Origin of the sequence: Neorhizobium sp. DAR64860/K0K1 (genome assembly GCF_050500205.1) — a bacterium.
Classification (GTDB): domain Bacteria; phylum Pseudomonadota; class Alphaproteobacteria; order Rhizobiales; family Rhizobiaceae; genus Neorhizobium; species Neorhizobium soli.
Genome location: NZ_CP191458.1, coordinates 272,663 through 284,998, shown reverse-complemented (window position 1 = coordinate 284,998; position 12,336 = coordinate 272,663). Strand labels below are relative to the sequence as shown.

At 58.9% G+C, this 12,336-nt stretch carries 12 protein-coding genes; 8 read left to right on the top strand and 4 right to left on the bottom strand.

Annotation, left to right across the window (positions count from 1 at the left end; all coding sequences use genetic code 11):
* Positions 1-29 precede the first annotated feature (29 nt).
* The 3 genes from ACQY1J_RS01270 to ACQY1J_RS01260 are packed head-to-tail and all read right to left on the bottom strand — an operon-like array spanning position 30 to position 3,039.
* Complete coding sequence (locus ACQY1J_RS01270) at positions 30-671, bottom strand: ThuA domain-containing protein (protein ID WP_430249798.1); 642 nt, start codon at positions 669-671, stop codon at positions 30-32.
* Positions 672-693: 22 nt separating this feature from the next.
* Positions 694-1,794, bottom strand: a complete 1,101-nt coding sequence (locus ACQY1J_RS01265) for a Gfo/Idh/MocA family protein (RefSeq protein ID WP_430249796.1) — start codon at positions 1,792-1,794, stop codon at positions 694-696.
* A gap of 39 nt (positions 1,795-1,833) precedes the next feature.
* Positions 1,834-3,039 carry an ROK family transcriptional regulator gene (locus ACQY1J_RS01260; protein ID WP_092663085.1) on the bottom strand — a complete coding sequence of 402 codons (1,206 nt, stop codon included), beginning with the start codon at positions 3,037-3,039 and terminating at the stop codon, positions 1,834-1,836.
* 206 nt (positions 3,040-3,245) lie between these two features.
* Between ACQY1J_RS01260 and ACQY1J_RS01255 the strand changes: the two genes are divergently transcribed.
* From ACQY1J_RS01255 to ACQY1J_RS01220, 8 genes are all read left to right on the top strand, one after another.
* Positions 3,246-4,553, top strand: coding sequence for an ABC transporter substrate-binding protein (locus ACQY1J_RS01255; RefSeq protein WP_430249795.1), 1,308 nt, complete (start codon positions 3,246-3,248; stop codon positions 4,551-4,553).
* Positions 4,554-4,665: 112 nt separating this feature from the next.
* Complete coding sequence (locus ACQY1J_RS01250; protein ID WP_092663466.1) at positions 4,666-5,565, top strand: carbohydrate ABC transporter permease; 900 nt, start codon at positions 4,666-4,668, stop codon at positions 5,563-5,565.
* Positions 5,558-6,406, top strand: coding sequence for a carbohydrate ABC transporter permease (locus ACQY1J_RS01245; protein WP_062459629.1), 849 nt, complete (start codon positions 5,558-5,560; stop codon positions 6,404-6,406). Before ACQY1J_RS01250 ends, ACQY1J_RS01245 begins: the two co-directional genes overlap by 8 nt.
* A 17-nt stretch (positions 6,407-6,423) precedes the next feature.
* Positions 6,424-7,488, top strand: a complete 1,065-nt coding sequence (locus ACQY1J_RS01240) for an ABC transporter ATP-binding protein (protein ID WP_430249793.1) — start codon at positions 6,424-6,426, stop codon at positions 7,486-7,488.
* Between the two features lie 75 nt (positions 7,489-7,563).
* Positions 7,564-8,028, top strand: coding sequence for a hypothetical protein (locus ACQY1J_RS01235; RefSeq protein ID WP_430249791.1), 465 nt, complete (start codon positions 7,564-7,566; stop codon positions 8,026-8,028).
* Positions 8,029-8,070: 42 nt separating this feature from the next.
* Positions 8,071-8,568 carry a copper chaperone PCu(A)C gene (locus ACQY1J_RS01230; protein ID WP_430249789.1) on the top strand — a complete coding sequence of 166 codons (498 nt, stop codon included), beginning with the start codon at positions 8,071-8,073 and terminating at the stop codon, positions 8,566-8,568.
* Positions 8,568-9,152 carry an SCO family protein gene (locus ACQY1J_RS01225; protein ID WP_244508843.1) on the top strand — a complete coding sequence of 195 codons (585 nt, stop codon included), beginning with the start codon at positions 8,568-8,570 and terminating at the stop codon, positions 9,150-9,152. Before ACQY1J_RS01230 ends, ACQY1J_RS01225 begins: the two co-directional genes overlap by 1 nt.
* A 232-nt stretch (positions 9,153-9,384) precedes the next feature.
* Positions 9,385-11,928 (top strand): EAL domain-containing protein, encoded by a 2,544-nt coding sequence (locus ACQY1J_RS01220; RefSeq protein WP_430249788.1) that lies wholly within the window; start codon positions 9,385-9,387, stop codon positions 11,926-11,928.
* A gap of 106 nt (positions 11,929-12,034) precedes the next feature.
* Here the strand turns inward: ACQY1J_RS01220 and ACQY1J_RS01215 are convergent, their stop codons facing one another.
* Positions 12,035-12,280, bottom strand: a complete 246-nt coding sequence (locus ACQY1J_RS01215) for a DUF2934 domain-containing protein (protein ID WP_113111486.1) — start codon at positions 12,278-12,280, stop codon at positions 12,035-12,037.
* Between the last annotated feature and the right edge of the window lie 56 nt (positions 12,281-12,336).

Genomic DNA, 12,336 nt, shown 5'->3' with positions numbered 1-12,336 from the left:
GATCGGGTGGACTGAGCGTCAGGCAACCATCAGCGCGCCGCCCAGTTTGCACCACGTCTGAAGATCGTCTTCATCTGCGGCACGTCGAATTCCTTCGCCACATGGCCAAGCGACGAATAGAAGACGCGACCTTTGCCGTAATTGCGCTTCCAGACGACAGGCATGACAACGCCGTCGATCCAGGACGCGTGTTCGCCGTTGAACGTTGTCGTCGCCAGCACCTCGTTCGAGGGGTCGACATGCATGTAATACTGCTCGGACGTATAAGCGAAATCGCCGATCCCCTGCATCAACTCGTCGTCCGGGCGGGTCACATTGACGGTGTAGTCGATGATGTTGCCGGGATGGGCCACCCACTGGCCGCCAATGATGAACTGGTATTCCACGCATTCGCGAAACGCGTCACCGGCGCCGCCATGGTAGCCGGCGATGCCGACACCGTTTTCCACGGCGGACGCGAGGTTCTTTGCCTCCTCCTTCTCGATCTTCGACATGGTCATGATCGGGACGATCAGGGACAGGTCGTGAATGGAAGGATCTGCAAATGCTTCCGTCGTGTTTTCAAGATAGACCTTGAAACCATCTTCCTGAAGAATGTCCCTTATGACATGAGCGCATTCCTGCGGTTCATGCCCGCTCCAGCCACCCCATACGATCAAAGCTTCGCGCATATCAGTCTCCTCCAGTGTGGTGTCAGCGGGCGATCTGCCCGTCTATCAAGGATTGCGAAAGCGGTGCCGGCCGCTCGGGCTTGGTAGTGATGTCAACGGTCTGCCCCTTGTCCGCCGCGGTGCCGAAGGCTTCCATGACCTCAAGGACATGCAGAGCCAGGTCGCCGCTTGCCCGATGCGGGCGGTCGGACAGGATGGCATGAGCCATGTCCGCAACGCCGAGCGACCGGTAATTGCCATCCGCATAGGGTTCCGTCGTCGGCTGCAGCTCGAAGCTGCCGCCTTTCTTCAGCAGCTGAATGTCGCCGACGAAGTGGTTCGGATCGGGGACAATCAGCGTTCCCTCGGTACCGTAGACCTCGAGCGGCACATGCTTGTGACCCGCGACGTCGAAGCTCATGCTGATCTGCACCACGGCTCCGTTTTCAAACGCCATGACGCTCGAAACATGCGTGGGAATATGCACCGGGATCTTCTGGCCGTTGCGAGGTTCGCTGGTGATCGTGCGCTCGTTGCGCGGAGTGACCGCAAAGCCCGCGACTTTGGCAACCGGACCCAGAAGGTTGACGAGGTCGGTGATGTAGTAAGGCCCCATATCGAGCATCGGGCCGCCGCCGGCCTCATAGTAGAAATCCGGGTTTGGATGCCAACGTTCGTGGCCGGGGCACATGAAGGTGGCGGTTCCGCCAACCGGCGTTCCCAGCACGCCCGTATCGATGATCGACCGAGCTGTCTGATGCGAACCACCAAGAAAGGTATCGGGTGCCGCGCCGATCCGAAGACCAGTCGTTTTCGCGGTCTCCGCCAGCTTCTTGCCTTCCGCAAAGGTAATCCCGAGAGGCTTTTCGGAATAGGTATGCTTGCCATGCGCAAGGGCGCGAAGACCAACCTCCACATGCGCCTTGGGCACGGTGAGGTTGACAATCAGCTGGATCTCCGGATCGTCGAGCAACTCATCGATGCTGCGGGCCGAAAGGTTGAACTCGCCGGCGCGCTGCTCCGCCAGACCGTGATTGAGGTCGGCGATGCCGCGGATGTCGAGGACCGGGAAAGACGCCATCGCTTTCAGATAGGCTGACGATATGTTGCCGCATCCGATGATGCCGATGCCGAGTTTTTGCATAGTCTCCTCCCAAAGTTGCAAATATGTGGTTCGCCTGCGCTAGAGGCTCGAAGCGGGACCTGTCGTTCCCCAGGGCGACTCGTAAAGCTCGCGCAACGCGACGACCGCCGCGCCCTGCGCCCACGCCTCGTCGGTCGACTGGTCGAAAACCAGTTCGGCGACTTCGCTGATCGAGCTCGGGATCGCGCGGGAATAGGATTGCTGCAGGCTGTCGGTAAACACGGCGCCGAGCCCCAGCGTCGAGCCGACGATGATGACGCGGGGCGGACCGAACAGTGTGACGATGTTGGCAATCGCCAAGCCGACCGCTTCGCCGGCCCTTACGGCGGCGCCCGACAAGGGATTGTTCTCGGAGGCGATCAGCGCCTGCGCATGCGCCATGCCGCGCCCAAGCCGCACGGCTTCGGCAAAGTGACCGACCATTTGCTGCTCGCCGAAAATGGCTGTCTCGCCCGCGACCGCTGAAAGCCGCAGAGTCTCCTCGCATGTCGCCCCGAGCACCAGATCGCCGAGGTTATGACTGAGACCGCCAGCGCCACGGAAAACCTGGCCGTTGTGAAGAAGGGCAAGGCCTAATGTCTGCTCCAGCGAGACGATGACGAAATCGTCGAGATCCCGGGCCTGACCGAACCAGTGATGCGACAAGGCGATCGCGTGCGCATCGCTTTCGACGATGGTCGGAAGGCCAAGCCGGCTCGTCATCTCCTCGGCAAAATTGATATCCGTCTCGCGAAAGATCGGGCTGGAGCGCACCTTTCCGGTGCGATGTTCGACAACACCCGGCAGGCCCAGGCACACTGTGTCGATGTCGCTCAGCGAAATCCCGGCATCGACGATGCACCGGCGCACGCCGTCTTCGACCAGATCGCTGATGACGGCGATCGGCAACCTGTCAACGCGGACCGGAATGGTGAGCTGCGACAGAACCTCGCCGCAGAAATTCGTGAGAGCAAAGACGAGGCGGTTGGTGGCGATCTTTGCGCCGACGACGCGTGCCGCATCCGGGTTCAGCTCCAGCATCACACGCGGCCTGCCACGTGCCGCCGTATTGCGGATATCGCCCTCGTGCCTTGTCAGGATCAGCCCGTCATCGAGCAGCGATGCGGTGATAGCCGAAACGGTCGTGGTCGACAGCTGCGAACGTTCGCTGATCTCGACCCGGGAAATCGGGCCGCGCCTGCGGATCTTGTCCAGCACCGTGAAACGATTGATCGCCCGCATCAATTCTGGATCTGCAGTCTTCATGGAAAGCCGGATGCCCGTATCGCTATGACGTTTGATTCCGATATTTATGTCGGATCGCGAATTAAATAGCGTCGACGAACTGCCTCTTGTCAAGCCAATGTGAGCAAAACTTCAGCGAGTGTGGTTGACAATGATGCAAATGTCGTTTGAATTAATCCGCATAAGGGAAAAATTGAGGATGGTTGTTTCCCTTTGGAGGAGGAAGAATGACCTATCACCACAAGGCAACGTCCTATACGGGCGTTCGGATCACTGCGCTCGCCGCAGCCACTGCACTTTCGACGCTGTTCGGGACCCATACGGCAACTGCTGCACAGACGGTCGTGAAGTGGATGCACGTCGAAACCGTACCCGCCTATATCAAGACGTGGGAAGACATCGCCAAGAACTATGAAACGCAGCATCCGGATGTCGATATCCAGCTGCAGTTTCTCGAAAACGAAGCGTTCAAGGCCAAGTTGCCGACGCTTCTGCAGTCCGACGCGGCGCCTGACTTCTTCTACAGCTGGGGTGGCGGCGTTCTTCGTCAGCAGTCCCAGACGGGCGCCCTGATGGACCTGACGGAGGCCATGAACGCAAACGGCGGCGAATGGGCCAAGACCTACAAGCCAGCCGCCGTCGCCGGCCTGACATTCGATGACAAGATCTATGCCGTCCCTTACCGCATGGGGACCGTCAGCTTCTTCTACAACAAGGAGTTGTTCGCCAAGGCAGGCGTCAAGGCCGAAGACATCAAGACCTGGGACGATTTCCTGGGAGCGGTCAAGACGTTGAAAGGTGCCGGCATTGCACCGATCGCAGGTGGCGGTGGCGATAAGTGGCCGCTGCATTTCTACTGGAGCTTCCTCGTCATGCGCAATGGCGGCGAAGCGGTGTTCGAAGCCGCCAAGAATAAGGAAGGCGAAGGCTTCATGCACCCTGCGGTGATCAAGGCCGGCGAGCAACTGGCAGAGCTCGGGAAGCTTCAGCCTTTCCAGAATGGCTATCTCGGCGCCAACTGGCCGCAGACGCTCGGTGCGTTCGGCGATGGACGGGCTGCAATGCTTCTCGGCTTTGAAAATACCGAGCCAAACCAGCGCAAGAATGCCGGCGACGGCAAGGGGCTTGCTGCCGACAACATCGGCCGCTTCGGGTTCCCGATTGTCGAAGGCGGCGCCGGCAAAGCCACCGATACGCTGGGCGGGCTGAACGGCTGGGGCGTCAGCAAGAACGCTTCGCCGGCGGCTGTCGATTTCCTCCGCTTTCTGACCAGTCAGGAGATGGAGCGGCAGATGGCCTCCGAAGGGATGATCATTCCTGCGGCTGTCGATGCCGAGGAAGGCTTGAAAAACCCGCTGATGCGGGAATCTGCCGACCAGCTCGCCGCATCCACCTGGCACCAGAACTTCTTCGACCAGGATCTCGGTCCATCGGTTGGCCGCGTCGTCAATGATGTCTCGGTCGAAATTCTCGCCGGGCAGATGACCGCCGAAGAGGGAGCGCAGGCAATCCAGGACGCGACCGAACTGGAGTAAGCCGACAAGCCGGTGGCGGCAGCGCCGTCACCGGCAACGGCACTTCTGAATTGGTGCGACAAGGATAGACCGGATGAACAACATGACCGCGAAGATCAGCGGCGCCTCCGTCATGGGTGTGCCGGAAAAGGTCCGCTACAAAAGCCCGACCGCGCGTGGCCGATTGCCGGCGCTGATCATCTTCCTGCCGCCTGCCCTGCTTCTGTTCACGCTCTTTGTGATCCTGCCCATGGGCGAAGCCGCGTGGTACAGTTTCTATCGCTGGAACGGCTACGGCACGCCGACCGAATTTGTGGGCGTTCGCAATTTCGAGGTGCTGTTCAACAACGCCGCCTTTTCGACCGCTTTGATCAACAATGGCCTGATCATCGTCGTGTCCCTGCTGCTGCAGGTGCCGCTGGCAATCTGGCTGGCGGTGATGCTCGGCAAGAAGATCAGAGGCGTCGTCGCATTCCGGCTGATCTTCTTTCTACCTTATGTTCTGGCCGACGTGGCCGCCGGTCTCATCTGGCGCTTCGTCTATGACGGTGACTATGGATTGTTCGCCGCAATCGCCGGCTTTCTCGGCGTCGCGACACCGTATGTTCTAGCTGACAGGGATCTTGCGATCTACGCGGTGCTGGCCGTCGTCATCTGGAAATATTTCGGCTTTCACATGATGCTGTTCATCGCCGGCCTCCAGTCGATCGACAAGAGCGTCATGGAAGCGGCCGAGATCGACGGTGCGACCGGCTGGCAGAAATTCCGCTACGTCACCTTGCCACTGCTCGGATCGACCGTGCGCCTGTCCGTCTTCTTTGCCATCATCGGATCGCTGCAACTGTTCGACCTGATCATGCCGCTGACCGGCGGCGGTCCGTCGAACTCGACGCAGACCATGGTCACCTTTCTCTACACCTACGGCGTCACGCGCATGCAGGTCGGATTGGGAAGCGCCGTCGGCGTCGTCCTGTTCGTCATTTGTGTAACGATCGCCTTCGGTTACAAAAGGATATTCATGCGAAATGACTGACACATCGTCCACAGTCCGCGTGTCCACAGCAACGCGCCTTTATGTCTATGTTTCGCTGTCGCTGGTCGCTGCCATCGTGCTCGTCCCGCTTGTGACCACGGCATTAGGCGGCTTCAAGACGCTCGGCGACCTCCGGCTCAATCCGTTCGGACTGCCCAGCGAATGGGTCTGGTCCAACTATGTCGATATCCTGTTTGGAGAGCGCTACTGGCGCCAGATGATGAACTCGCTGATCATCGCCTGCGTTACCGTGTTCCTGACACTCGTCGTCTCGTCGATGGCGGCTTTCTGTTTTGCGCATATCCGTTTCTTCGGCTCAAACCAGCTGCTGAACTACTTTCTGATCGGGCTGATGTTTCCGGCAGCAACGGCAATTCTCCCGTTGTTCATCCGCATTCGCGATCTTGGCCTGCTCGATTCGTACTGGGGCGTGATCCTGCCGCAAGTCGCGTTCGGGCTCGGTATGAGCATTCTCCTGTTCCGCAACTATTTCCGCAATCTGCCGGAAGAGCTGTTCCAGGCGGCGTTTGTTGATGGCTGCGGCTATATCCGCTTCTTCTGGTACATATCGCTGCCGCTGTCGCGACCGATCGTGGCTACGGTCGGTATCGTCACCTTCGTCAGCAGCTGGAACAGCTACATCCTGCCGCTGATCATGCTGAATACCGAAAGCAAATATCCGTGGCCTCTCGGTATCATGGTCTATCGCGGTGAGTTCGGCACCGATTGGCAGCTGGTGCTTGCGTTTATCACGCTCACCATCCTGCCGACGATCATCGTCTTCTTCCTGGCCCAGAAACACATCATCGCAGGCCTCACCGCCGGCGCCGTAAAGTCTTGAAATGAGGGATTAGCATCATGGCATCGGTTGGCCTTACAAACGTTCGCAAGAGCTACGGCGCGCTTCAAGTGGTGCACGATATCTCGCTGTCGGTCGATGACGGCGAATTCATCGCCCTGGTCGGGCCGTCGGGCTGCGGAAAGTCGACGCTGCTGCGCATGATCGCGGGGCTTGAAGACATCAGCGACGGCGAAGTCACGATCGGCGGCACGGTGGTCAATGCCATGACGCCGCGGGAACGCAACATTGCCATGGTGTTCCAGTCCTACGCACTCTACCCGCACATGACGGTCGGCGAGAACATGGGCTTCAACCTCAAGCTTGCCGGTGTCACCAAGCCTGACATCGCCACCCGCGTAGGAGAAGCAGCCCGCATGCTGGCGCTCGAAGATCTTCTGGACCGCAAGCCCAGCCAGCTTTCCGGCGGGCAACGGCAGCGCGTCGCGATGGGACGGGCAATCGTGCGCGATCCAGCCGTTTTTCTGTTCGACGAACCCTTGTCCAATCTCGACGCCAAACTGCGCGTGCAGATGCGCACCGAGATCAAGGCGCTGCACCAGAAGGTCGGGACGACGTCCATCTATGTGACGCATGACCAGATCGAAGCGATGACCCTTGCCGACCGGATCGTGGTCCTCAATTCCGGCCGCATCGAGCAGGTCGGCACGCCGATGGAGCTCTACCGGACACCCGCCAACCTCTTCGTCGCGGGCTTCATCGGCTCACCCGCGATGAACCTTCTCGACGGCACGATCGACGGCGAAAACGACAGGCCGGTCGTTCGTCTGGCAGAAGGATCCGCAATCGACATTTCACCGCTGCGCAAGGTGCGACACGGCCAGAGCGTCAAGCTCGGGCTCCGCCCCGAACACCTGACGGCCGGCGGCGACAATATCGGTGGAGAAACGCTGCTCGTCGAACCGACGGGCGCCCAGACGCATGTGCTGTTTGAATTTGCCGGCCAGCAGATGACCGCCATCGTCGATGGAGACCATCCCGTGCGACACGGAACGCAGTTTCGCGCCGGCATCGACAAAAACCTTGTCTACGTCTTCGACCGGGAAAGCGGCGTGAGCCTCTGACGCCAATTCAGCGCTGCACGTGATCGGGCGGGTCGTCTGCCCGCGCGGCTCATCTGCGTCACAATGTCCTCGTGGTTGCAACTCATTGCATGGGTTGCCGTAACTCATTATGACCTTGGGCTGCATGATAAGCTGATAGGCGAGATGATCCGGCGTTTTGGGCAGATTAGACAGGTAGGGTTGCGCATTCTCTGCAGCCTTGCGTTTCTGTTGCTCGGATTTGCCAATTCCCATCCGACCGCCAATGCGCGCTCGATCGAGACCATCGCGATTGCGTCCTACATCCTCCCGGACGGAAGTCTGCCTGATCTTTGCCTTCCCTCGGAAGCCGGGAAAACGCATCACCATAAAGGTGAAAGCAAGATCTCCTGCGACGCCTGCCGGCATGTGACGGCATCAATACTGCCACTGCCGACAGATACGTTGGGTGCGCCGATCCTGCGCGAGATCGTTCACGCCCATTCCGGAACCGACGAAAGCCCTCCTCGCTTCGTCCTGCTGACCGGCACCTCGGCCAGAGGGCCCCCTCTTCGTAGCTGATCAGAAAGAAAACCAATTCTGCTACGTCAAAGGCGAGTACCCATGTCGACAATCCGAGCGAAATTTCTTCTAGCGGCCGTGGCATTAATGCTGCCTGGCACCGCATCTTCCCAGCACATGCATGCACACGGGACCGGCAATATCACGATCGAATCCGCCTATTCCCGCGCCATGCTGCCGGTAGCAAAGGTCGGAGGGGGTTACCTGACGATCAACAACGCCGGCGCGGCCGATCTGCTTGTCGGAGCAAAGTCGGATCGTGCCGAAGAAGTCCAGATCCACGAGATGAAGATGACCGGCGCCGTGATGGAAATGCGGGAACTGGACAAGGGCATCCCCGTGCCGGCCAAGTCTACCGTCAAGCTGGAACCCGGTGGCTATCATCTCATGTTCACGAATGTCTCTAGACCTTTCAAGGAGGGCGAGACGCTGGCGGTCACGCTCATCTTTGAAAAGGCCGGGCCGATCGAGGTCGATTTTGCCGTCGGACCGTTTGCCGGTGCGCAAAGGCCTCACGCCGCTCATGAGGGTCACAACTGATGACGAAGAACCCGTTCATGCTGGTTGCCACAACGATCTCGGCAATCTTCATCACTGTCCTCGTCGGAATCCTCTTCTTCACGTTCAAGGATGAGCCAAGAAACACCACATTCAATACCGCATTCTCCCTGATCAACGATCGGGGAGAAGCGGTCGATCAGTCGATCTTCAAGGGCAACCCGTCACTGGTCTATTTCGGCTACACGCATTGCCCGGAAGCCTGCCCGACGACGCTTTATGAAGTTGCTGGATACCTCAAGGAACTGGGTGAAGATGGCCTGCCGATCAAAAGCTACCTGTTCACGGTCGACCCGGAGCGAGACACCCCTGACATCATGAACGGCTATGTCACCGCCTTTTCGGACCGGATCACGGGGGTGACCGGAACGCCTGAAGAGATCCGGCGGGTGGTCGCCGGATGGCGCGCATTCGCGGAAAAGAAGCCGAACAAGAGTGGCGGCTATTCCATGAGCCACACGATGGATCTGTTCCTGATCGGTGCGGATGGCCGGTTGAAGGGGCTCATTCCCTATGGCTCGGATCCCGACGTCGCCATCAGCAAGATCCGCAGCGCGCTCCTGTAGTCTCACGAGCGGGGTCATAGCTCATGGCGGCCATCGAACCAACGTAGGTGCCGACAGATACGCATCGGTTCTTAAATTAAGCCATGCTAATCTATTCTTAAGCGGTCTCTGACATTGCTTTTCCGCAAGTGTGGAAAGTGCCATGATCTCTGGTCGACAAATCGGTCCGGCAAATCGGAAATCTGCACAGCAGGTTTCGACGAAAGGACCCGCGTCCGCCAAAGACAGCATCTTGTCGAAGCGACGACTTTCCGACACCCTCTCAACCGATGCGATCTGGCCGGCATTTCAGCCGCTTGTCGATCTGCAGAGCGGTGCGATCATCGGCTTTGAGGTTCTTGCGCGTTGGACCGATTCCGAAGCAGGTGCCATCGCACCTTCAGATTTCATTCCGTTCGCAGAAACCAGCAATCTGATTGGCGCTTTGACGCAAAAGATCGTCCAGGATGCCTGTCGCAAAGCTGCAAGCTGGAGGGGAGACTTTGTCCTCGCGATCAACCTGTCGCCGACGCAGTTTCAGGACCCAGACCTCTTCCACTTTCTGGCTTCGATAATCTCGGAAACCGGGTTTCCGATGAACCGGATCCATATCGAAATGACGGAAAGCGCACTGCTCGATGACGATACAGTCGTCCGGGAAAACATTGCATCGCTCAAGTCTGCCGGCATGGGCATCTCCCTCGACGACTTCGGGACCGGCTTTGCCAGCCTGACGCGGCTTCACGCGTTCCCCTTCGACAAACTGAAGATCGACACAAGCTTCGTGCGCTCCATGCAGCATGACAGCGGCAGCCGGAAAATCGTCGCCTCGGTCATTGGGCTGGGGCAAAGCCTTGGCATGACGGTTGTTGCCGAAGGCGTTGAAACCGAAGAACAAGCAGAAATGCTGAAGCGTCTTGGTTGCGACGTTGGACAGGGGTGGCTGTTTGGCAGACCTGTCGACGGTGATGCGACAGAACGGCATCTCGCTGTCAGCAAGCAGAAGCCACTCACGGAACGCCGCGGAACCGGCTCGCTGTTCCAGCGGGTCCATCAACTGGAAACGCTCTATGAGGCGGCACCGGTCGGTCTCTGCTTTCTCGATTCAGACTTGCGCCATGTCAGTGTAAACAATCGGTTCGCTGCAATGCTGGGATTAACGCCCGAGCAGATGATCGGGCTCACCGTTCACAGTTTCATGCCGGCACGAGAGGCGCGCCGGGTCACCAAAGATCTTCAGCGAGTCCTTGCGGGCGAGCCTTTGATTGTGGACGAATATCGTCCGCCCGGAAGTGAGAACATTCTCCTCGTGGTGAACCAGCGGGTCGATGACGACGCGGGCGAGCCGGTCGGCATTTCGGTCACGGCGATCGATGTTACCGGTCACAAGTCGATGGAAAAGGCGCTGACCGAGACGGAAGACCACGCACGATGGTCGATCGAACTCAGCCCGAACATTCCCTGGTCGAGCGATGCCGAAGGCATTGTCAATTTCATGGGGCCAACGCCAGACCCGACGATGTCCAGGATGCGTGACCGGATCGCGGACTGGTACGGTCGGATGCATCCGGACGACAGTTTGCGGGTTCGGCGGGAATGGCTTGGATGGCTGCCATCCGGCGACCCATTCGAAACCAGGTTTCGCATGCGTCTGCACGACGACAGCTGGCGATGGATGGTCAGTCGGGCAAAGCCTCATCGCGATGCGACCGGCAAGATCGTGAAATGGTACGGCACCATCACCGAGATCGTGCCCACGGAGGTCCCGCTGGACGGGAAAGTATCCGTGAAGGCTCCTCATGTCTGGCATGATCCGGACCAGGCTGATGTCCTGCCGACGCAACACTTGATCTCGATGCTGATGAGGATGTTTGAGTCCGCGCCCATTGCCATGGCCATCACGACGAGCGACACGAAAACTTCGAGCTACGTCAAAGTCAACGATGCCTATCTGAAGCTCACCGGCCTGAAATGGGACGAGATCAACGGAAAGAAGCTGATTTCCGAGGGTGCCGCGATCGACAATCCCGCCCGCGACAGACGGCACCGGCTGTTGCGCGAGGACGGCGCCTACGAGCTCGAAGATGTTGAAATTGCGCATTCGGATGGTACGATCATCCCAACCCTGATTTCCGCGCAGCGCACGATCGTCGATGGCGTTTCATTCGATGTGGAGGTCATTGTCGATGTGTCTGCCCGCGTCAGGCAGCAGCGCGCTATCGAAAGCGCTCTGAAAACCTCCGCGCAGACCGATGCCCTGTCAGGTCTCCCAAACCGAGCCTGTTTCGATGAGGTTGTTGCCGGAGAGGTTGCCCGCAACCTGCTCAATGACAGAAAGCTCGCCATCGCCTACATCGATCTCAACGGCTTCAAGATTGTCAACGACAGTCTGGGGCATTCCGCAGGCGACGAAGTCCTGCGAACGATCTCGGCGAGACTTCGCGAAAGTTTCCGAGCGACGGATTTCATCGCCAGGGTCGGAGGAGACGAGTTTGCTATTCTTCTCGACATGGATCGCAAGTTTGCGGGCGATATGCAGACGCATATTCAGGAAACGATGGAAAGGGTGTTCAAGCCGATCCCCATCGATGGCCAGGTGACATTCACGGGTGCCGCGGTCGGCGTTACGTTCCTAAAGGCCGAAGACACGCCGCAAACCTATGTCAAACGCGCTGACGACTATATGTATCTGGCGAAAGCCACGGGAAAACGGGTGGCCGTCGTGTGTTTCGGTCAGGTTCTCGATCCCCCGACGACGCATAAAGTGGACCGGACGAACGGTGTTCGCGACGGCTGACGTGTGTCGACGGCCGAACTATCGGCAGCCGATATTTCGAGGTGTTGTGCCAAGCCCTTTCATGCAGGGCAGGTCTGATACCTATCCAGACTGCCTCTGGTCGACGTCAGTCCGGCGCGACTGACGACGGAGGCCGGATTGTGGCGGCATCGTCGACCGCTGCATCGTTCTCTCCACCAAACGCGGCATCAGCCTGCTGGTTGACCTTGGTCACATCGTCGCTTTCCTGATCCGACATGTCGGCTGGATGCTCGGAACGCTTCCAGTGATCGTCATGGGACCCTTCAGGACGGCCTTCTTCCTCCCACAGTCTGTAGGCCCGTTCGCGCTGTTCCTGTTCTCTATCGGTCATGGTTGCTCCTCCTAAGTTGCGAAGACATAACCAGCGGACGGGCCCCGGGTTTCCGT